Annotated in this window: 19 protein-coding genes and 1 pseudogene; 9 read left to right on the top strand and 11 right to left on the bottom strand. The window is 74.3% G+C overall.

Annotated elements, in window-relative coordinates:
• Positions 1-87: 87 nt before the first annotated feature.
• On the bottom strand, positions 88-1,203 hold the full coding sequence (locus ABEE00_RS20185) for an AraC family transcriptional regulator (protein ID WP_345746970.1): 1,116 nt from the start codon (positions 1,201-1,203) through the stop codon (positions 88-90).
• 258 nt (positions 1,204-1,461) lie between these two features.
• Between ABEE00_RS20185 and ABEE00_RS20180 the strand changes: the two genes are divergently transcribed.
• Positions 1,462-1,803: a tRNA-binding protein gene (locus ABEE00_RS20180; RefSeq protein WP_345746969.1), complete on the top strand. Its 342-nt coding sequence runs from the start codon at positions 1,462-1,464 to the stop codon at positions 1,801-1,803.
• A 14-nt stretch (positions 1,804-1,817) separates the two neighbouring features.
• A pseudogene (locus ABEE00_RS20175) lies at positions 1,818-2,449 on the top strand (phosphotransferase).
• A gap of 92 nt (positions 2,450-2,541) precedes the next feature.
• Here the strand turns inward: ABEE00_RS20175 and ABEE00_RS20170 are convergent.
• Positions 2,542-3,435, bottom strand: coding sequence for an SGNH/GDSL hydrolase family protein (locus ABEE00_RS20170; RefSeq protein ID WP_345746968.1), 894 nt, complete (start codon positions 3,433-3,435; stop codon positions 2,542-2,544).
• A gap of 464 nt (positions 3,436-3,899) precedes the next feature.
• Here ABEE00_RS20170 and ABEE00_RS20165 point away from each other — a divergent pair, with 464 nt between their 5' ends.
• The 3 genes from ABEE00_RS20165 (at position 3,900) to ABEE00_RS20155 (ending at position 6,127) form a co-directional block, all read left to right on the top strand.
• Positions 3,900-4,559: a GGDEF domain-containing protein gene (locus tag ABEE00_RS20165; RefSeq protein ID WP_345746967.1), complete on the top strand. Its 660-nt coding sequence runs from the start codon at positions 3,900-3,902 to the stop codon at positions 4,557-4,559.
• 270 nt (positions 4,560-4,829) lie between these two features.
• Positions 4,830-5,444, top strand: a complete 615-nt coding sequence (locus tag ABEE00_RS20160) for a hypothetical protein (RefSeq protein ID WP_345746966.1) — start codon at positions 4,830-4,832, stop codon at positions 5,442-5,444.
• A 47-nt stretch (positions 5,445-5,491) separates the two neighbouring features.
• Positions 5,492-6,127, top strand: coding sequence for a hypothetical protein (locus ABEE00_RS20155; protein ID WP_345746965.1), 636 nt, complete (start codon positions 5,492-5,494; stop codon positions 6,125-6,127).
• A 166-nt stretch (positions 6,128-6,293) separates the two neighbouring features.
• Here ABEE00_RS20155 and ABEE00_RS20150 read toward each other — a convergent pair whose 3' ends face one another.
• Complete coding sequence (locus tag ABEE00_RS20150; RefSeq protein ID WP_345746964.1) at positions 6,294-6,944, bottom strand: M23 family metallopeptidase; 651 nt, start codon at positions 6,942-6,944, stop codon at positions 6,294-6,296.
• Positions 6,945-7,430: 486 nt separating this feature from the next.
• On the opposite strand from ABEE00_RS20150, the gene ABEE00_RS20145 reads away from it, so the two are divergent.
• The gene (locus ABEE00_RS20145) at positions 7,431-8,237 is read left to right on the top strand and encodes an SDR family NAD(P)-dependent oxidoreductase (protein ID WP_345746963.1); all 807 of its coding nucleotides are present in this window, start codon (positions 7,431-7,433) and stop codon (positions 8,235-8,237) included.
• A gap of 71 nt (positions 8,238-8,308) precedes the next feature.
• Here the strand turns inward: ABEE00_RS20145 and ABEE00_RS20140 are convergent, their stop codons facing one another.
• A complete protein-coding gene (locus ABEE00_RS20140; RefSeq protein WP_345746962.1) occupies positions 8,309-10,117 on the bottom strand; it encodes a PP2C family protein-serine/threonine phosphatase in 1,809 nt (602 codons plus the stop codon).
• A gap of 175 nt (positions 10,118-10,292) precedes the next feature.
• Here ABEE00_RS20140 and ABEE00_RS20135 point away from each other — a divergent pair, with 175 nt between their 5' ends.
• Positions 10,293-11,360, top strand: a complete 1,068-nt coding sequence (locus ABEE00_RS20135; RefSeq protein ID WP_345746961.1) for a DUF3048 domain-containing protein — start codon at positions 10,293-10,295, stop codon at positions 11,358-11,360.
• 15 nt (positions 11,361-11,375) lie between these two features.
• Here the strand turns inward: ABEE00_RS20135 and ABEE00_RS20130 are convergent, their stop codons facing one another.
• A complete protein-coding gene (locus tag ABEE00_RS20130; protein WP_345746960.1) occupies positions 11,376-12,470 on the bottom strand; it encodes a zinc-binding alcohol dehydrogenase family protein in 1,095 nt (364 codons plus the stop codon).
• 157 nt (positions 12,471-12,627) lie between these two features.
• Here ABEE00_RS20130 and ABEE00_RS20125 point away from each other — a divergent pair, with 157 nt between their 5' ends.
• Complete coding sequence (locus ABEE00_RS20125; protein ID WP_345746959.1) at positions 12,628-13,521, top strand: LysR family transcriptional regulator; 894 nt, start codon at positions 12,628-12,630, stop codon at positions 13,519-13,521.
• Between the two features lie 45 nt (positions 13,522-13,566).
• Here the strand turns inward: ABEE00_RS20125 and ABEE00_RS20120 are convergent, their stop codons facing one another.
• The 5 genes from ABEE00_RS20120 to trxA form a co-directional block, all read right to left on the bottom strand.
• Positions 13,567-14,802, bottom strand: a complete 1,236-nt coding sequence (locus tag ABEE00_RS20120; RefSeq protein WP_345747062.1) for an MFS transporter — start codon at positions 14,800-14,802, stop codon at positions 13,567-13,569.
• 56 nt (positions 14,803-14,858) lie between these two features.
• Positions 14,859-16,079 carry a PLP-dependent cysteine synthase family protein gene (locus ABEE00_RS20115; RefSeq protein WP_345746958.1) on the bottom strand — a complete coding sequence of 407 codons (1,221 nt, stop codon included), beginning with the start codon at positions 16,077-16,079 and terminating at the stop codon, positions 14,859-14,861.
• A 70-nt stretch (positions 16,080-16,149) separates the two neighbouring features.
• Positions 16,150-16,542, bottom strand: a complete 393-nt coding sequence (locus ABEE00_RS20110) for a hypothetical protein (protein ID WP_345746957.1) — start codon at positions 16,540-16,542, stop codon at positions 16,150-16,152.
• 291 nt (positions 16,543-16,833) lie between these two features.
• A complete protein-coding gene (locus ABEE00_RS20105) occupies positions 16,834-17,289 on the bottom strand; it encodes a hypothetical protein (protein ID WP_345746956.1) in 456 nt (151 codons plus the stop codon).
• A 145-nt stretch (positions 17,290-17,434) separates the two neighbouring features.
• Entirely contained in the window at positions 17,435-17,824 is a 390-nt protein-coding gene (gene trxA, locus ABEE00_RS20100; RefSeq protein ID WP_345746955.1) for a thioredoxin, read from the bottom strand.
• Positions 17,825-18,107: 283 nt separating this feature from the next.
• Here trxA and ABEE00_RS20095 point away from each other — a divergent pair, with 283 nt between their 5' ends.
• Positions 18,108-18,350 carry a hypothetical protein gene (locus tag ABEE00_RS20095; protein WP_345746954.1) on the top strand — a complete coding sequence of 81 codons (243 nt, stop codon included), beginning with the start codon at positions 18,108-18,110 and terminating at the stop codon, positions 18,348-18,350.
• A gap of 107 nt (positions 18,351-18,457) precedes the next feature.
• On the opposite strand, the gene ABEE00_RS20090 is transcribed toward ABEE00_RS20095, so the two are convergent.
• Positions 18,458-19,462 (bottom strand): GlxA family transcriptional regulator, encoded by a 1,005-nt coding sequence (locus tag ABEE00_RS20090; RefSeq protein WP_345746953.1) that lies wholly within the window; start codon positions 19,460-19,462, stop codon positions 18,458-18,460.
• Between the last annotated feature and the right edge of the window lie 8 nt (positions 19,463-19,470).

The raw sequence follows: 19,470 nt of genomic DNA, 5'->3' as shown, positions 1-19,470 counted from the left end.
GGGTACTTCGGTGAAGTGACACGGGTGCGACCGGCCGGACGCGGGCGGCGGCCGGTGAGCCCGCCGCCACCAGGTGCGGGAGCGAGATTAGGCGGAGGGCCCCGGCGCTTCGATGGACAGATCTCGGGGAGTGTGGTGCATACCAATGCGGAGTCCGGCGGTGTCCCGTACACCGCCCGCCGCCGCCCTCCGGAACTCCCCCGGCGTCATCCCGGCCTCCCGCCGGAAGAAGCGGCAGAAGTACGCGGGGTCGGCGAACCCCGTCTCGCGCGCGATGCGGCGCACGGTCAGCTCCGTGCCCGCCAACAGCCGCTTGGCCTCAAGCAGTTGGGCCTGCCGGATCAGCTCGCCGGGCGTGCGGCCCGTGCCCCGCTTGACCGCCTGGTGCAGATGACCGGCCGAGACACCGAGCCGCGCCGCCCACTCCGCCACCGTGACCGGCGCGCCCTCGGCTGGCCGCGCCGCCGCGACCAGCCGCGCGAACTCCTCGGCCAGCGCCCCCGTACGCCCCGCTCCCCCGCCGCCCGCCGGCTCCCCGGCGGCCGCGCGCCGCACCTCCGATTCCGCCGGCCCGGACGGCGTACGCGGGGTCAGCCGGGCCCCTCGTACGAGGAGGATGTGCAGGTACGCCTGGAGCACGGAGAGCATCCCGGGGCGGCCCGCGCGGTATTCGGCCGCCATCGCGTCCAGCACCGCGGCGATCTCCTCGGCCGCCGCGCCCCGCGGGGCGAGCCAGGGGCGCGCGCTCAACTCCCGTAACAGCTCGCGGTCTTCGGGGTGCGCGAGCAGGAACGCCTCCTCGAAGAGCACCACCCACCCGCTCAGCCCGGCGGCCCGGTGCCAGAAGTGCACCTGCCCCGGATACAGCACGCACAGGTGCGGCGGGCCCAGCGGCCAGCCGCGCGCGTCGATGACGTGGGTGCCGGTGCCGCCGGTGAGGTAGACGATCTCGTAGAAGGTGTGCCGGTGCGGGAAGGCCGCGCGCGAGAGCCGCCCGATGGCGTCGAAGCCGCCCATCGCGAACGGCAGGACGTGCGGCGCGGGGACGTCGAGCCGGTGCAGCGGCACGGGGTCGTGGGCGAGTTCGACCCGCGCTTCGTCCGCGTCGGTACGGGGCCCTGAGGCCGCTTCGGTACGTGATCCGGCGGGCGCCTCGGTGCGCGCGCCGATGGGTGCGTCGGTGGGTGCGCCGGTCCCGGGCATGCCGCTCCTCTCGCGCCCACGGCCGCCTCGGGGCGGGTACTCGACGGGAAAGGGAGTTCGAGGCGAGGTTACCCCTGGGGCTCCGGAAAGCGCCGGGGGCAATCCACGCTCATCCCGAGGAGCTTCGCCGGCGGGCCGACGGAGACACGCGCCGCCCGGAGAAATACGCATGCGCACACGGTGCGGCGCCGGTAGCGTGCGGGCCCGCCGCCTCCCCCGAGGCGCGAAGAACGGCAGACGGCGCTGGTGAGGTGGGAGATGACGTCCGGTTACGCGGACTTCGAGGCGTTCCGCTCGGTGGACCTGCGCGTGGGCACCGTGGTGTCCGCCGCGCCCAACGCGAAGGCGCGCACGCCCGCCTACGTGCTGGAGATCGACCTCGGCGAACTCGGCGTCAGGACCTCCAGCGCGCAGATCACCGACCTGTACGCGGCCGAGGACCTGCCGGGCCGACAGGTCCTGTGCGCCTGCAACTTCGCGCCGAAGCGGGTCGCCGGGGTGAAGTCCGAGGTGCTGGTGCTCGGCGCGTACGACGCCGCGAACCGGGTCACCCTCGCCGGCTTCGACCACCCGGTCCCGAACGGCACACCGCTCCAGTGACCGCGGACACCGCGATGGAGCCGCGCCCCGCGATCGACGCCGCGCTGGCCAGACGCCTGGTCGACACGCAGTTCCCGCAGTGGGCCGGACTACCGCTCACGCTGCTCGAACCCGCCGGCTGCGACCACGTGATCTACCGCCTGGGCGAAGAACTGTCCGTCCGCCTCCCCCGCCACGAAGGCGCCGCGGGCCAGGCCGCGAAGGAGGCCGAATGGCTTCCCCGCCTCGCCCCGCACCTGCCGTTGGCCGTCCCCGTACCGATGGGCGTGGGCGAGCCGGACTTCGGCTATCCGTGTGGGACGCGGCGCTGGACGCCCCCGGCTGGGACCGCCCTCCGGTGTGGTTCCACGGCGACTTCCACACCGGGAATCTGCTGACCAGGGGCGGCCGCCTCAGCGCTGTCATCGACTTCGGCGAACTCGGCGTCGGCGACCCGGCCCGCGATCTGACCGTCGCCTTCACCCTGATGTCCGCCGGCAGCCGCGCCGCGTTCCGCTCCGCGCTCGGCGCCGACGACGCCACCTGGCTCAGGGGCCGCGGCTGGGCCCTCGCCACCGGCCTCAACGCGTACACCTCCTACGCCGCCCACAACCCGCGGGTCGCCGCGCAGACGACCCGCCAGATCACCGCGGCGCTGGCCGGCTGACCAGCGCCGCACGCGCGGCCGCCCAGAGCCTGCGTCATGCCCCTGGTCGGATCAGCGTGCGGCGCCCGGCCCCGGCGACATGACGCAGGCCCTCAGCCCAGGCCCAGCGTCCGCGCCGTCTGGTCGGCCATGCCCCGCTCGCCGCGCGGATTGGGGTGTACGAGGGCGAGGCTGGTGCTGAAGAAGGCGGGCTCGATCCAGCGCGTGCCGGCCGGCTTGCAGGCGTCGTGGCCCTCGGAGACGCCCGCCATGTCGACGTACGTGGTGCCGGTCCTGGCGGCGGCCTTCTCGACCGCGGCGTTCAAGTGCGTCTGGAGCGAGCGGAGATAGGGGACGTCGCCCTCGGCCACCGGCATCTTCGGACCGCAGGAGGGGTCGGCCTTCGGCGGGAGGATCCAGGGGTAGCCGAGGATCGCGACGCGCGCGTTCGGGGCCTTCTCGTGGGTCGCGGCGAGAGCCTTCACCAGCGCGGGGAGGGTGCTCTCGTCGATGCGCTCCTCGAAGGAGTCGCCGTACTTGTCCTTGCAGGGGCTCCCGCGTCCGTGCGAGGCGATCCCGGCGGCGGTGCAGGAGAGGATCGCGCCGATGAAGGTGTTGTTGTCGTTGCCGCCGATGGTCATCGTGACCAGCCGGGTCCGCTCCCCCACCGCGTCGAGTTGCGCGGGTACACCGGGGTACTGGGGTCTGGTGAAGTCCTTGGTCTGTGCGGCCCCGCAGGTGACGTCGGTGAGCCGGGCGCCGGTGCGCTGCGCCAGAAGGTGCGGGTAGTTCTTGACGGACTGCGCGCACAGCGGCGAAGCGCCGCGCGCCAGCGGGAAGTTACCGGAGGCAGCGCTGTAGCTGTCGCCCAGGGCCGCGTAGCGCAGCGGCGTGCCGGACGCCCCCTCGTACGCCTGGGCCTGGGCCGGTGCGGCGAGGCCGAGGGCGGCGAGGGTGCTCGCGGTGACGGCGGCGACCAGGCCGCCCGCTCGGGTACGGAGGGACATCCGGCGACTCCTTGGACGCTGGGGGAGCACACGCGGCCCGCAGCCGCGCGGCATGCAGACGGAGGGATGGGAGAGGGCGGCCCGGTACGTCGTCGTCGTGCGTGAGCAGCTCGCCGTACGGCCTCAACTCACCTGCTGTGGCGGGGGTTTCGCCGAGGCCACAGTGAAGTTACTGGGACGTTAGAAACAGAGTCAACAGTCGTGCACGAGGGCAGACACGGTGACAGGGATGACCGGATTCGCACGTATACGGCATGTCACCGCGTGGCGCCGTCTACCCGGTCAGGTCGATGCATGAAAGCCTCGCGGCGGTTCGACCGGCCGCCTCCAGCGGCGGTCGGGGCCGCATCGCCCCGCGCCGCCGTGACCTCGCCCGCTGACCGTACGCGCAGACCCGGGACGGCCTTGTGGTGGCCGCTGCACGGGCCGGCCCCGGGCGCCGCTCACACGAGACGGAGTAGCCCATGCAGTCCCTCCCCGAACCGGCCTTACAGCTCCTCCTCCCCGCCCTGCTCGCGGCCGCCTGGGCCCTGCACGCCCACCGCCTCTACCGGCGCCTGCACCAGGTGCGCCGCGACCCGGTGACCGGGCTGCTGACCCGCGACGGCTGGTCCAGGGAGGCCAGGCGGGTGCTGGAGCGCAACGCACGGCCCGTCGTCCTGCTCGCCGACCTCGACGCGTTCAAGCCGGTCAACGACTGCTACGGGCACGCGGCGGGGGACGCGGTGCTGGCCGCCGCCGGGCGCAGGCTGTCCGACTGGTGCGGGCAGCGCGGCGTGGCGGGGCGGCTCGGGGGCGACGAGTTCGTCGCCGTGCTGGCGGACGACGAGGACCTGGAGGAGCGGTTCGCCGATCTGGCGGGGCGGCTGCGGGAGCCGGTGGAGCACGAGGGCCACGTCCTGACGGTGGGCGCCTCGATCGGTTCGGTGCGGCGCGACGAGCTGCCGGGGCCCGACCTGTCGGCCGCGCTGGCCGCCGCCGACGCGGCGATGTACCGCACCAAGGGCCGCTCGCGGCGCGGCAGGAACACCCCGGCGCCGGCCCCGGCACCCGCGCCCGCACCCGTACAGCAGCCGCTCCGCCCGGCACTGCCCTCGGCGCCGCTCTCCCGCATGGCGGCCTGACCACTCCCACGGGGCGGGGCCGCACGGCCCCGCCGGGCCCACATTTGCGGGCACCGGCGCGCCGCGACCAGTGACGCCGGACGAGATTGCGGTCAATGGCGGGCAAGTCCCGCGAACGGCCCGCCGTCACCTTTAGCGTGTTCGCGTCAACTACCCCCCACTGCACGGGAGTTGCCGCACATGCACGAGAACCCCAGAAAACAGGCAGGACCCCACGACCCCCGCAGCCCCGGGAACCCGAGGGGCACCAGGCGGGGCCCGCTCACCGCGGTGGCAGCCCTCGCGCTGCTCTCCGGCGCACTGGCCGTGCCCTCGGCGCAGGCCGCACCCGGCGCGGGCGGCGGCACGGAGCAGGACGGCGGGGCAGGCGCCCGCCACTGCGCGCTGGACGCCTCGACCGGGCGACAGCAGTGCTTCGGCACGTTCACCGAGGCCGTGTCGGCGGCCAGCGGGGGCCGCATCAAGGACGCCCCCGCCTCGGCGCGTACCGCCGTACGGGACTCCGGGCTGCGCGCGGAAACGCGCCAACTGGCCGCGGAGCAGGCCACTTCGGCCAGCGGCGAGGCAGCCGGACCAGAGGCCCGGCAGCAAGCCGACGGGAAGATCATCCAGGGCACGTTCTTCGACGACCCGCAGTTCGGCGGGGACTCGCTGACGGTCTACGGCGAATCGCTGTGCAAGGGCGACGACAAGGTCGAGTTCCAGCACAACGTCGAGGAGGGCTGGAAGAACCGGATCTCCTCCGTCCAGCCCTGGGGCGACTGCTGGGTCTGGCTCTACCCCGAGCCCGATCTGGGCGGCGACCGTGACGGCCCCTTCAAGGAGAACACCGCCGACATCGGCACCGCCATGAACGACCGCACCCAGTCCATCGGCTTCAGCTGACCACCGCTCCCCGACTGATCCATCCCCCCACCGTTCTGGGAGAGAGCATGAACACGAGTACCCGCAACCGCCCCCGCATACGGTTCGCGCTGCTGCTCACGGCGCTGGCCACCGCGGGCAGCACGGCCTTCGCGCCGACCGCGGCGCAGGCCGACGACGAGCCGCCCACCAACCGCGAGCTGCTGGAGAAGTGCGACAACGGCACCGACTCCTGCGAGTTCCACCCCGACGGTGCGCCCGAGGAGTTCGCGGGCGACGCGCACCAGGTCGGCCCCGAGGCCTTCAACTGCACGCCCGACCCGCAGCGTTCGACGGTCGGCTGGTCCGACACGACCGGCGAGACCAACAGCGTGGGCGTCTCGCTCAGCGCGGAGTACGGCTTCGCCGAGGTCTTCAAGGTCAGCATCGAGACCAACTACCAGCACACCTGGGAGAGTTCGCACACCGAGAGCGAGCAGACCAACGTGGACGTGCGGCCCGGCGAGGTGGGCACGGTCACCCGCGAGGCGAAGATGCAGCGCGTGAAGGGCACGTACGAGCTGCACTTCCCCGACCCCTACAAGGGGCACTACATCTGGTACGTGCCGTTCGAGGCCACCGGTCCCATGCCGGACGCGCCGAGCACCAAGACCCAGCACACCCGGCCCATGACCGACCAGGAGAAGAGCGACCACTGCGGCTGAGCGACCGCTGCGGCTGACCGCGCCGCACGCGTCGCCGTGACCGGGCGGCCCGCACCGCACTCTCCTCGCGAGCGGGCCGCCCGACGGCCGGTCGTCACCTGTTCAGGGCCTGTCCGTACGCGGCTCCGTACTCGTACGCGGCGCCGTGACCGTACGCGGCCCCGGCTCAGTACCAGCCGTTGCGGTCGTGGAAGCGCAGGGCCTCCTGCCAGGAGCCGTACCGCTCGCGCACGTACCGCTCGGCGCCCGCGTGCTGTTCGGCGACCGAACCGCGGCCCCAGGGCTGGTCGGTCTGGAACAGCCCGCGGTAACGGCCGTTGCGCGCCTGCGGGTTGCCGCTGGACTCGCGGTGGATGATCTCCCGCTTGGCCGCGCCCTCCGAGGCCGGCGCCGCCTCGGGGCCACCGGGCAGCGCGGCGTGCTGCGCCGTCCCGGCCTGCTGCCCTGCGGGGCTCTGCTGACCCGCGGGGCTCTGCTCGTCGGCGCCGGACTGCGGTCCTGCGGGATTCTGCTGGTCGGCGGGGGTCTGTGCGCCCGCCGGGCCGGGCGGCGCCGCGGCGGGCCCCGCGCTCTGCGGCCCGGCGGGCGCGGGTCTCGCGTCCCCGGGTTCGAGCGCGAGGTGCTGGCCGGGGAGGATCAGGTCGGGGTCGGGGAGACGGTTCCGCGCGGCGAGGTCCTGCCAGGTCGTGCCGTGCCGCTGTGCGATGCCGGACAGGGTGTCGCCGGACTGCACGTCGTAGCCGAAGGCCGGCCCTGCAGGCACCGCGATCAGCGCCGCGGTGACGATGCCGAAGGCGGCACCGGTGGTCTTGCGCATCTGAACACTCCTTACCGTCGAGTCCGGAGACTCTCTGTTGGGGTCAGAGGGAAGCCCGTCAGTGCGGTAGCAAACTCCGCACAAGGCGCCGCGCGGTGACCATTTGCCGCCGGGAGCCGGTCTTTTCACCCGTGCAGTCGTACCGGCCGACTCCACCAGGGCGAAGTGCGCGGGGAAAACCTTGCGCGACACAGACTCACTCGTGTAGCCGCAGGTAACAGGGCTGGACGCGAAGGCAGTTGAGGCTTACCTCAGCACGGTGCATTTGCAACCGCGCGCAAAGATCACGGCCGCTCAACTCCGTACGCCGTGACCGGGGTTGGCGAGGCGCGCCGAAGATCACCCACCGGCCTGCGCTCCGTGGGCTCCGTGGCGAGTGCCGTGTCCGATTGCCGCCAGCCGCGCGGCCGCCCGCTCAGCAGGATTGCTGCTCCAAGGGCGCCCCGCCGGTGACACGGCGGGGCCCGCAACGGGAGGAGCACTGCTATGGATCTTCAACTGTCGGGCCGCGTCGCGGTCGTCACCGGCGCCTCGAAGGGCATGGGCCTGGCCATCACGCGCACGCTGCTCGCGGAGGGCGCCCGGGTGGTGGCCGCATCGCGCAAATCCAGTCCGGGGCTTGAGGAGCTGGCCGGGCCCGGGCTCGTCCACGTCCCCGTGGACCTCATGGAGGAGGACGCGCCGGGCGTGGTGATCTCGCGCGCCGTGGCCGAGTTCGGGCGGCTGGACATCCTGGTCAACAACGCGGGCGGGCAGCCGCCTGGCGTCCTGCTCCCGCGCGGCTCGTTCCTGGACGCGTCGGACGGCGACTGGCACGCGATGTTCGAGTTCAACCTGTTCGCGGTCGTGCGCGCGGTGCGCGCCGCGATCCCGCACCTGCTGGAGAGCGACGCGGCGGCGATCGTGAACATCACCTCGTCCAACGCGCGCCGGCCCTCGCCGATCAACGTGGACTACGGCGCGGCGAAGGCGGCGCTGGCGAACCTCACCAAGCAGCTCTCCGGCGAGTTCGGCCCGCAGGGCATCCGCGTCAACTCCGTCGCGCCGGGCGCGACCCGCACCGAGTGGTGGACGGACGAGGGCGGCGTCGCCGACCGCATCGCTGCGCAGGCGGGCACCGACCGCACGGCGGTCATGGAGCGGGTGGTGCCGGAGATGATGGACCTGACCACGGGCCGCCTCGCCGAGCCGCAGGAGATCGCCGACGCGGTGGCCCTGCTGGTCTCCCCGCGCTCGGGCAGCACCACGGGCGCCGAGCTCGTCATCGACTCGGGCCAGCTCAAGGAGGTGTGAGCGCACGGGGCGCGGCCCTGGCACATCCCGCGCTCGGCCGGGTTCCGCCCGCTCAGCCGGGTGCCACCGGCTCAGCCCGGTTCGCGCCCCATCACGCGGAAGGCCAGCAGCGTCGCGTCGTCCCACTGGCCGGGGCCCGTGAGGCTCTGCACCACGGCGTCGGCGTACCGCTGCAGGCCCGCGCCGTCCGCGACCGGCACCTCGCGGGCGGCGCGCGCCGCGGAGTCGAGCAGCGCCCCGATGCCCTCCTCGATGTCGCGGCCGCGCCGCTCGATGAGCCCGTCGGAGTAGAGCAACAACAGGTCGCCGTGGCGCAGTTGGGTCTTCACGCAGTCGTACGCGGCCCCCGCCAGCACCCCCAGCGGAAGCCCTGGCCCGTCCGGCGCGCCCTCCAGCAGCCGGGCCGCGCCCTCGCGCACGAGGACGGGGCGCGGGTGTCCCGCGCAGGTCCACCGGAGGGTGCTGTCCCGCGGGCTGTAGTGGCCGATGATCGCGGTGGTGGTCGACTCGCTGCCGTCGTGGCAGGCCAGGTCGTTGAGCCACTGCGCGAGGCGCTCGACGCCGGCGCCGGTGTAGGCGAGTCCGGCCAGCGCGTAGCGCAGCTTGGCCATCAGGGCGACCGCGTCGAGCCCGTGTCCGCGCGCGTCGCCCAGCGCGATGAGCACCCGCGCGTCGGGCAGCATCCGCATCTTGTACCAGTCGCCGCCCACCCCGGCCACGCCGCCGTCGGGCCGGTAGACGGCGGCGGAGTCCAGCCCGTAGCGCTCCGGTTCGGCGGGGAAGCGGGGCAGCACCGCCTCGCGCAGCCGCTCGGCGACCTCCGCCACCGCCTCGTACCGCTCGTGCTCGCGGCGCGCCTCCTGCTCGGCGTGCGCGGCCAGCTGCCGGCTGCGGTCCATCTCGGTGACGTCCCGCAGCACCGCGCGCACCGTCCACACGGGCCCGCGCGGCAGCCGCACCGGCTCGGCGACCAGCCGGATCACCCGCGGCTCCGGCGCGCTCAGCGAGAGCACGCAGTCCGCGGTCTCGCCGTGCAGCAGGACCGCGCGCAGTACGTCGTACAGGCCGCTCAGCGTCTCCGGGTCGGCCATGCGGGCCAGCCCGAACAGCGTGGGCGGCGGCTCCTCGGCCGGGCGCCCCAGCACCCGCGCCAGGCCGCGGGACGCCTCGACCGTCTCGTCGGCCAGACCCCACTCGGCCCATGCGGTGCGGGCCAGCCGCTGGGCCTGCCGCGCCATGCGCCTGCGGTGGCCGCGGTCCCAGGTGACCAGCGCGTGCCCGGCGCAGGCGCTGGTGCGCACCTCGTGGCTGAGCCGTACGGGCCCTCCCGGCGCGCTCAGGTACCACTCGATGGCCTCGGGCCCCTGCTCCCTGCCGGTGCGCAGGGTCGCGGCCAGCATGCCGGGGACGGGCGTCTCGGCGAGGTTCGGGAAGTCCCGCAGCAGGTGGAGCGGCAGCCCGGGCAGGGGCGCGCCGGGCGGCAGGCTCTCGGTCACATACGCGTGGGCCGCCGCGTTGTACTCGGCGAGCCGGTAGTCCAGGATCTGCCCGCGCTCCCCGAACAGGGGCCTGACCAGGATCGCGGCGGCGGGCACCGCCTCCAGCAACGCGCGGCGGCCGGGCAGCGGGGGCGCGCGGGCCGTTTCCGGCTCGCTGTGCGGGTACGCGGCCTCGCCCAGGGCCGCGGCGCTCTCCTCCTGTCGCTCGGTGAAGGCCCGCACCCGGCGGCACTGCGCGGCCAGCAGCTCGCCGACGGCGCGGAGGGCCGAGGGCGAGCCGGGGTCGCCCTCCGCATGGGCCTGGGGAAGCGCTCCGGGGAGGTCGCACACATCGTGCCGGTGCCCGTCGTCCGGCTTCCCCGCCGTGCCACGCTCCGTCACCCCGCGCTCCTTCGTCCGGCCGCCATCCGGGTTCTACGGATCATGGTCGCCAAAGGTCGGGGGCCCCGCGACCCGGGGCGCCCGCGCCGTGCGGCCGCGGCGTGTGTGGAGGGGCCCGCCTCGTGGGGATGAGGTAGCTGTCCACCCCCAACTCCCCCCACGGAAGGCGCCTTTCATGCGAGCACACTCCAACGGGCCCACCGGCAACGGAGATTCGGACCCCCACATATCCGGGGCCGGTGCCGAGGCCGGAACCACGGAACCTCACGCCTCGGGCCGCCCCATCCCGCGCAGAACCGCGGCCCGGCTCCTCGCCGTACTCGCCGGTGCCGGGGCCACGGGCCTCGCCTCCCTCACTCCCGCGCAGGGCGCGGAGGAGCGGGGCGCCGAGGAGGGGACCCGCGCGTGGACCTCGCCCCTCACCGGGCTGCCGGCCGATCCGGGGCCCGTACTGGCCGTGAAGATCGACAACCACGAGGACGCGCGGCCGCACACCGCGCTCGAAGCCGCCGACATCGTCGGCGTCGAGAAGGTCGAGGGCGGCCTGAGCAGGCTCTTCGCCGTCTACTCCAGCCACTTGCCGCGCACGCTGGGACCGGTGCGCAGCGCCCGCGAGTACAACGTGGAGCAGATGCGCATGTTCCACCGCCCGGCCCTGGCGTACTCAGGAGCGCGCGAGGGCGTCGTGAAGCTCATCAAGAAGTCGCCGCTGTACGGGGTTTCGCACGACGACCACCCCGGCGTGTACGAGCGCGGCGGCTCCAACGAGCCGCCGCACAACCTGTACGCCAAGCCCGAGGAGGTGCTGGCCAAGGCACCGAAGGCCACCCATGCGCGGGACATCGGCTTCCGCTTCGGCCCGAAGCCCGGGGGCGGCAGGGCCACGAAGGAGCGCACGGTGGACTACGGCTCGGCGCGTACGGGCTTCACCTGGTCCGCCGAGGAGAAGCGGTGGCTCGTCTCTTTCGACGGGAAGCCGGCCGAGTCCATCGCCGGCAAGCGCCTCGGCGGCGCGACGGTGATCATCCAGGAGACGGACATGCCGCCGGACTCCAGCGGCGAGACCCCGTACATCAAGACCGTCGGCAGCGGAACGGCGACCGTGCTGCGCGACGGCGAGGCGTTCCGCGTGAAGTGGCAGCGCAAGGGCGCGGAGGAGGTCACCACGTACACCCGGCCCGACGGCAGCCGCATGCCGTTCGCGCGCGGGCAGGTGTGGCTGGTGTACGAGCAGCGGAAGTGAGGCGCGCGGACTGCTTCAGCCCGCGTCCGCGTTCGGGGTGAGCACGGTGCGGTCGAACGGCCCGCCGTGCGAGGCCGCGTGGGCGATCGCCTCGTTCACGGCGTCGAGGCCGAAGACCGCGACCCGCTCGGCGGCGAGGTCCGGGGCGCCCGCGGCGAGGAGCCGGACGAGGCCCGGGTTCGCCGTGCGCGGGGCGAGCCACTGCCCGCGCACGGTGACCGAGTTGCGCATGATCCAGGGGTACGGCAGCGCGAGGTCGTCGCCGCCGAGCATGCCCACGCCGCCCATGAGCACGACCCGGCCGCGCTCGCGCACGGTCATGGCGGCCGCGCGCACCGCCGCGCAGGGCGCGCCCGGCGGGAGCAGGTCGAGCACCATGTCCACGGGCCCGTCCGCGGCGGCGCGCATCGCCGAGCGGTCGGCGTCCTCGTCGCCGGTCAGCCGTACGGGGCGTACGCGCGGGCCGAACCGTTCGGCGAGCATGTCCAGCACCGCCCCGTCACGGCCCGGGGCCACCACGCGGCCCGCGCCCATCGCGAGGGCGAGCGCGACCGCGCCGCTGCCGAGGTTCCCGGTGGCGCCGCTGACCAACAGGGTTTCGCCCGCCTGGAGTTCACCGGCCAGCAGCCCGCCGTAGGGGACGCCGAGCACGCTGAGCGCGGCCCAGCGTGCTGGGTCGTCGGCCGCCTCGGCCGGCAGCGGGAAGACGTTCTCCGTCGGGACCCTCATCAGCTCGGCGAACGACCCGTCGTGCAGGTGCTCGGCGAGCCGCGCGCCGCCCTCGCCGCGCGAACTCCAGCCCTGGAGCGCGATGTCGGGCGTCAGCGCGTCGTCGCGCGACCGCACCGTCGGATCGCACCACACCAGGTCGCCGGGGCGCAGCCGGGTGGCGTCCGGGCCGGCGCCGACGATCCGCCCCACGCCGCCGGTGCCGGGCACGACCGGCGGCACGAGGGGATAGGCGCGCTCACCGCCGAAGACCTCGGCCGCGTACGGGAAGACGCAGGCGGCGACCACCTCGACCAGCACCTCCCCTCCCCCGGGCTCCGGGTCGGGCACCTCCCGCACGGTGAGCGGAACGCCGAACTCCGTCAGAACTGCTGCGCGCACGCGATGACCTCCGCTTCCGTACGGGCCCGTGACCGGTGATGCGTGATGCGTGACCGGTGATCCGTGACCGTGATTCGTGATCCGCCGGCAAAGACGCTAGAGCGGGGACAGCCATGCGGGAAGCGAAGGTCTCGCATGGCTGGTATGCGTAGGGCGCATGGACATCTCCAGCGCGGACCTGCGGGTCCTGCGGCAGATCGCGGAGTCGGGCAGCTTCACCGCGGCGGCCGGCCGGCTCGGCTACACGCAGTCGGCGGTCTCGCGCCAGGCCGCTGCCCTCGAACGGAGCGCGGGAGCGGCGCTGTTCGAGCGGCGCGCCGACGGGGTGCGGCTCACCTCGGCCGGGCTGGCGCTGCTGCGGCACGCCCGCACGATCCTGGACGCCGTGGCGGCCGCCGAGCGCGACATCAGCGGTACCGCACCACGGCACGAGACGGTACGGCTCGGCGCGGTTCCCGGCGCGGGAGCGGCGCTCCTGCCCACCGCGCTCGCCCGCCTCGCCGCCACGGACCCGCAGCTCACGGTCACCACGCGGGAGGGCACCACACCGGCGCTGACCAGGGCGCTGCGCGCGGGCTCCCTCGACCTCGCCGTCCTCACCTCCCGGCCGCCGCACAGGCTGTCGGACGGCGAGGCGCCGCGCCTGCACACCGAGACGGTCGAGGACACCGAACTGGCCGTGGCGGCCTCGGCGACCGGGGAGTTCGCCGGGCGCACCGCGGTGCACGCCGACGAACTCGCCGGCGCCGCGTGGATCGCCACGCCGTCCTCGGGCTCCGAACCGCTGCTCGGCGTCTGGCCCGGCCTGCCGGGGCGCCCGCGCGTCCTCCACTCGGCCCGCGACTGGCTCACGAAACTCCGGCTGGTGGCGGGCGGTTTCGGAGTGACGACGGTGCCGCTCGGGCTCGCGCCGCTGCTGCCGCCCGGGGTGTGCCTGCTGCGCGTCGAGGGCGCGCCGCCCGAGGTACGCCGCGTCCTCACGGCACGCCTGCCGGGCCGCCCGACCCCGGCGGTCGCCGCCGTCACCCGGGCGCTCACGCCGGCCGGTTGAGGGGGCGGGCGCCCCGAAGACGCCCGCCCCACCCCGTACACCTCGTCAGGCAGGCGCGGGCTCCGGCGTCGGGACCGGAGTCGCCAGACGGCCCGTGCGGTGCAGGCCGTACAGGGCCGCCGCGCAGGCCAGGCCCAACGCGGAGAGGCAGATCCACGGCAGTGCCGGGACCCCGGCCTCGCGCGCCGCGTCCAGCGCGGCCCCCGTGAGCAGGTTCCCGAGCGTGATGCCGACCCCGCACACGGTGTTGTAGAGCCCGTAGTGCGTGGCCACCAGGCGGTCGCCGGAGAGGCGGACGATGGTGTCCATCTCGAAGGGGAACGCCAGCATCGTGCCGAGCGCCAGCAGCAGCGCGGCGAGCGCGGGCGGCCCGGCCGCGAACAGCCAGCGCGCCGCGCCGCCCTCCGGCACCGGCAGCCCGGTGACCAGCAGCAGCGGCACGAACGCGAGCCCCATCGAGGTCAGCCCCCACGCCAGCGCCTGCCCCGGCGCCAGCCGGGCCTTGCACCACGCGGTCACCCGGGTCTGGAAGAGGATCGTGCTCAGCCCGGACACGGCGAAGAGCAGCGCCACGGCCGCCGTACCGGACTGGCCGCCTCCGCCCAGCCGCCGCACCTCCAGGGGCAGCGACAGATAGACCTGGAAGGACAGCACGTACGAGCCGATCATCGCGCCCGAGAACAGCAGGAACGGCCTGTTGGCCAGGATGCCGCGCCACTGCGCGAGCACCTTCTCCCGCGCCCCCGACCGCTGTTCGTCCGCGCCCCGGGACGGCAGCGAGCGGATCTGTACGAGGCTGAGCACCGCGAAGACCGCCGCCGACGCGAGGCACGCCGTACGGAAGCCGATGCCGGTCAGCACCATCCCGACGAGCGGGCCGAGCAGGATCCCCGCCTGGTAGAAGACCTGGAAGAGCGCGAAGGCCTCGACCCTGCGCTCCCCCGCGTCGGCCGCAAGATAGGCCCGCACCGCCGGGTTGAACAGCGCGCCCGCGAGCCCCGTGGCCGCCGAGGCGGCGAAGAGCGCGGGCAGCGAGTCGACGAGACCGAGCGTGCCGAAGCCGACGGTACGCAGCAGGCACCCGGCCACGATCAGCGGCTTGTAGCCGAAGCGGTCGGCGAGCGCGCCGCCGAACAGGAACATGCCCTGCTGGCTGAAGTTCCGCACGCCCAGGATGAATCCGACCAGCCACCCGGCCAGGCCCAGGCTCCCGGAGAGGTGCTGCGCCAGGTACGGCATCAGCATGTAGAAGCCCAGGTTGATGGTGAACTGATTGACCATCAGGAGCTGGACGCTGCGCTCGTAGGAGCGCAGTTGGGCGAGCGTGCTCTGCTTCTTCACCGCGCGCTCCCCTCGATGAGCGGGGCGGTCACGGAGGCCGCGGCGGGGCCCGCCAGCGGGTCGGTCACCGCCGTGCACCGGGTCCACCGCGTGACCTCCTTCTCGTCCTGCCGCCCCAGCACCTCGGGCTCAAGGGGCGGCGGCACGTCCAACAGACCGTTCCCCGCGCAGAATTCGTCGTCGTACACGGTGGACAGATACCGCTGCGGCCCGTCGGGGAAGACGGCGGCCACGCAGGTGCCGGGCGGCTGCGTCCGCGCGGCCCACCCGGCGACCAGCGCGACGGCGCCCACGCTCCAGCCGCCGGTCGCGTAGTGCGAGGAGGCCAGCGTGCGGCAGGCCCACACCGCCTCCGGAGCCGAGACCCAGTGCACTTCGCTGAACTGCTCGTACGCCACGTTCCGCGGATGGATGCTGGACCCCAGCCCGCGCATCAGCCGCGTCCTGGACGGCTGGCCGAAAATGGTGGAGCCCGTCGTGTCGACCCCGATCAGCCGCAGGTCGGGGTAGAGCGGCCGCAGCGCGCGGGAGAGCCCCGCGGAGTGCCCGCCGGTGCCCACGCTGCACACGAGCGTGTCGATGTGGCCGAGCTGCGAGGCCAGTTCGAGCGCGAGCGGGGTGTACGCGGAGACGTTGTCGGGATTGTGGTACTGGTCAGGGCACCAGGAACCCGGCTCCTCCGCCAGCACTTCCCGCACCCGTTCACGGCGCGCCTGCTGCCAGCCGCCGGTGGGATGCGGCTCGGCGACGGTGTCCACGCGTGCGCCGTACGCGGTGAGCAGGCGGTTCATGGAGGGTTCGAGCCCGGGGTCGGTGACCAGGGTGACGGGGTGCCCGTGCACGAGCCCGGCCAGCGCGAGGCCGAGGCCCAGGGTGCCGCTGGTGGACTCCACGATCCGCGCGCCGGGTGCCAACTCGCCCTTCACCCGGGCACGTTCGACCATGTGCAGTCCGGGCCGGTCCTTGATGCCGCCGGGGTTGAAGCCCTCCAGCTTGGCCCAGAAGCCGCGCTCCGGAGGGGTGAAGGGCGCGGAGACCCGCAGCACGGGCGTGTCGCCGACCAGCCGCGAGAGTGCCGGGCGCGCGGGAATCCCGGCGGCGGCACCGGCACCGTGAGGCTGGGATTCGGCCAGGGGCTGGGGATCGGTCAGGGGTTGGGACTTCGGCTGGGACTTCGTCGGAGACTGAGACTTGATCAGAGGCTGAGACTGATGCATTTCGCTCTCGTTCGCGTCGTCGAAGGATGGCGGTCGCGGCGGGCCGGTGCGGTGACCGGCCGCGCGGCATCTAGATCCGCCACCGGCAGATGACGAGCAGCGCCTCGCGGCCCGAGAGCGTCCTGCGGGGTCTGTGCGCGTGGAGCGGCGGCGCACGCGTACGTACGGGGGTGACGACCAGCGCCAGGGCCGCGGCCGGCGGCGCGGCGGCCGCGAGGAAGCCCTCGCCCGTCGTGGGCGCCGAGCGCAGCGGGGCGCCGTGCAGGCAGTGGTCGGGGGTGTGCGAGCCCTTGTGGTGTCCGGGCTGCTGGTGGTCCGGCTCCTGGTGTACGTGCTCGACGCCGGACCGCGCGCCGTGGCCGCGCCCATGGCCGTGCGCGGCCGCGTCCCCCGCGTGCGAGGGGGAGCACAGCGCCGTCATCGCCAGCAGCCCGGCCAGCAGGCAGAGCAGCGGCACGGTCAACCGGCGCGGGGCGTAACGGAGTCGGGAAAGCGGGGGACGGGGCCGGGACCGGAGCCGGAGCCGGGGCCGGGGAAGCGGAGGTCGGGAAGGCGGGAGCGGGGAGAGCGGGGCTCGGGTGCGGTGGTGCGGCACGGATCGTTCCTCCGTACGGAGGCCGCCCCTCCGCGCCGCGCGTCCGAGCGCGCGGCCGGTCCCGCGTACGGATGCAACGGATGCACCGCATGTACGCGAGGCGAGGCAGCAGGTGAGGCAACGGGTGAGAAGCCAGGCGGAGCCGGTGCAGGGCCGCCTCTATACCTGCTGCACCACGGAACTTCGCGCACTGAGCCACGGAACGGGCGCCGCGTGCGCCTCTCGCCCGTCGGCCGCCGGCGAGGACGCCGGAGCCACGGGCGTGTCGCCCGCCGGTGCCGGCGCGCAGGGCGCCGCGAGCGGGGGTGCCTGCTGGGGCTGCGCTGCGACGCAGTCCTCGGCGGGATGCGGGGAGCCCTCGCCGTGCTCGTGGTGCGCGTCGGTCGCGGTGGTCCGCGCCGAAGGGGCCTCGGGCGCCTCGGAGCCGGCCGGGTGCGCGACCGCCTCGGTCTGGGCCCTCGCGGCGCCGAGCATCGAGTGCCCCTGTGCGCTCTGCCCGCACACGCCGTGCCCGGCCACCAGGCCGAACAGCAGCACGGCCACCCACAGCACGAGCGCGGGGCCCGCGAGCGTGCGGGTCCGCTGCGTCGCGGAGGGAAGCCGTACCGTCATCACGCCGTGATGTTAACGGCATCTCCGCGCGTCCCGGCGGCCACGCGGGAAACATCGAGCCAACGTGGCATAAGCACACCGGCCCCCGCCGCATGCGTACGGGGCGTACGCGCGGCGGGGGCCGGTGTGGGCCGGCTGGGAGCCGGGCTCAGCTCGCGGTGCCGGGGGCTTCCTCCTCGGCGCCCGCCTCGACGGCGGACTTGCGCACCTCTTCCATGTCCAGCTCGCGGCCCTGGCGGATCAGGTCCTCCAGCGCCTGCTCGGGCAGCGCGCCGGCCTGCGAGAAGACCACGATCCGCTCCCGGATGATCGCCAGCGTCGGGATCGACTGGATGCCGAAGGCCGAGGCGAGCTCCTGCTGCGCCTCGGTGTCGACCTTGGCGAAGGTCAGGTCGGGGTGCTTCTCGGCCATGGCCTCGTACACGGGCGCGAACTGGCGGCAGGGCCCGCACCAGCTCGCCCAGAAGTCGATCAGGACAAAATCGTTGGCCGAGACGACCTCGTCGAAGTTGTCCGCGGTGAGCTCAACGGTGCTCATGTACAGCTCCTGCGTTGGGGTGCATCGGTACGCGCGCCGGCCCATGGCGCGAACCGGTGCGACCGCCGACCGTAACGCGTACGCCCCCTTCCCCATTCCCTCCCCGCCAGAACGCACCGTTTCGGCGACACGCTGTGCACACCCCCGGACTGTCCGCGGCGCCCGTACGGGGGTGTGCGGCCTCGCTGTACCGGACCAGCCCGATGTGCGCGCGCCGCGCTCCCCGGCAAATCTCGCCTGCATGGGCCGGTGAGGACCGGCCCGTTTATGAAGGGAGATTTCCATGCGCGTACGTACGACGCTCGCCGCCCTCGCCCTGGCCACGGGTGCCGCACTGGGCGGCGCCTCCTCGGCGGTCGCCGCCGATCCCGGGGCGCCGGCACCCGGCCAGGAGCAGGCCGCTCCCGCGCCGGCCGCCGACGGCGGTGGCGGCGGCGGGGCGATCGGCGGAATGGTGCAGCAGATTCCCGTGCTGGGTCCGCTCCTGGGCAGCCTGAGCGGTCAGGGCGGCCAGGGCGGTTCCTGACCCTGGGCACCGGCCCGGCCCCGGCGGCAGCACGCCGCGGGGCCGGGCCTCCGTTTGCCCCTTGAGTGGCAGAGGGGGCGGCTGAGGGCGGGCCGGTGCCGCTCGGCTCACCGCTCCCCGGGGCCGAATCTCCGCCGGTACTCCTGGGGGCTCAGGCCCGTGGTGCGGCGCATCACCGTACGGAGATGGGTCGCCGTGCCCAGGCCGCTGCGGTGGGCCACCAGGTCGAAGCTGGTCTCGCCGCGTTCGATGATGCGGCAGGCCAGGGCTGCGCGCTCCCCCGTGAGCCAGGCCAGCGGCGTGGTGCCCAGCTGCGCGCGGAAGCGGCGGTGCAGGGTGGCCGGGCTCACCGCAGCGCGCGCCGCCATTCCGGGCACCGACAGCGGGGTGTCGAGGCGTTCCTGCGCCCAGGCCAGCAGCGGCGCGAGGGAGGTGTCCGGGGTGTCGGGCACCGGGCGCTCGACGAACTGCCGCTGTCCGCCGTCCCGGTGCGCGGCGAACACCAGCCGCCTGCTCACCGCGTTGGCCACCTCGGCGCCGTGGTCGCGGCGTACCACGTGCAGCCCGAGGTCGAGCGCGGCCGCGCTGCCCGCGGCGGTGAGGATGTCGCCGTCGTCCACGAACAGCACGTCGGGCTCCAGCTTCACGTCGGGGAAGCGGGCGCGGAAGGCATCGGCCCACTGCCAGTGCGCGGTCGCGCGCCGCCCGTCCAGCACTCCGGCCTCGGCCAGCGTGAAGGCCCCGCTGCAGAAGCCGAGCAGGCGCGCGCCGCGTGCGTGGGCGCGGCGTACGGCGTCGAGCACGGCCGGGCGGCGCGGGACCTCCACGTCGGGGCGGTTGGGGACGATGACGGTGTCGGCCTCATCGGCGGCCTCCAGTTCCCCCACTCCGGTGAGCGTGAAGAAGCCGTCCCGCATCAGGGTGCGCGGCTCGGGCGAGCAGAGCGCGAACTCGTAGAGGTCACGGCCGAGTTCGGGCCGCCGCAGGCCGAAGATCTCGGTCGCGCAGCCGAGTTCGAAGGGGTTGGAGTTGGCGTCGACGATCACGACGACGCGGTGGAGCCCGTTCTCGTCGGACGGCTGCCGGCACTGCTGCGAGGATCGTTGCGGCATGTGCCATT

This window comes from Streptomyces odontomachicola, assembly GCF_039605595.1.
Taxonomy (GTDB): Bacteria; Actinomycetota; Actinomycetes; order Streptomycetales; family Streptomycetaceae; genus Streptomyces.
This window is presented reverse-complemented; position numbering and strand designations above follow the sequence as displayed.

Coding starts and splice junctions, on each gene's coding strand:
- ABEE00_RS20185 (WP_345746970.1), bottom strand. CDS start 1,203: ATGCCCGGGACCGGCGCACCCACCGACGCACCCATCGGCGCGCGCACC.
- ABEE00_RS20180 (WP_345746969.1), top strand. CDS start 1,462: ATGACGTCCGGTTACGCGGACTTCGAGGCGTTCCGCTCGGTGGACCTG.
- ABEE00_RS20170 (WP_345746968.1), bottom strand. CDS start 3,435: ATGTCCCTCCGTACCCGAGCGGGCGGCCTGGTCGCCGCCGTCACCGCG.
- ABEE00_RS20165 (WP_345746967.1), top strand. CDS start 3,900: ATGCAGTCCCTCCCCGAACCGGCCTTACAGCTCCTCCTCCCCGCCCTG.
- ABEE00_RS20155 (WP_345746965.1), top strand. CDS start 5,492: ATGAACACGAGTACCCGCAACCGCCCCCGCATACGGTTCGCGCTGCTG.
- ABEE00_RS20150 (WP_345746964.1), bottom strand. CDS start 6,944: ATGCGCAAGACCACCGGTGCCGCCTTCGGCATCGTCACCGCGGCGCTG.
- ABEE00_RS20145 (WP_345746963.1), top strand. CDS start 7,431: ATGGATCTTCAACTGTCGGGCCGCGTCGCGGTCGTCACCGGCGCCTCG.
- ABEE00_RS20135 (WP_345746961.1), top strand. CDS start 10,293: ATGCGAGCACACTCCAACGGGCCCACCGGCAACGGAGATTCGGACCCC.
- ABEE00_RS20125 (WP_345746959.1), top strand. CDS start 12,628: ATGGACATCTCCAGCGCGGACCTGCGGGTCCTGCGGCAGATCGCGGAG.
- ABEE00_RS20120 (WP_345747062.1), bottom strand. CDS start 14,802: ATGGTCAATCAGTTCACCATCAACCTGGGCTTCTACATGCTGATGCCG.
- ABEE00_RS20115 (WP_345746958.1), bottom strand. CDS start 16,079: ATGCATCAGTCTCAGCCTCTGATCAAGTCTCAGTCTCCGACGAAGTCC.
- trxA (WP_345746955.1), bottom strand. CDS start 17,824: ATGAGCACCGTTGAGCTCACCGCGGACAACTTCGACGAGGTCGTCTCG.
- ABEE00_RS20095 (WP_345746954.1), top strand. CDS start 18,108: ATGCGCGTACGTACGACGCTCGCCGCCCTCGCCCTGGCCACGGGTGCC.
- ABEE00_RS20090 (WP_345746953.1), bottom strand. CDS start 19,462: ATGCCGCAACGATCCTCGCAGCAGTGCCGGCAGCCGTCCGACGAGAAC.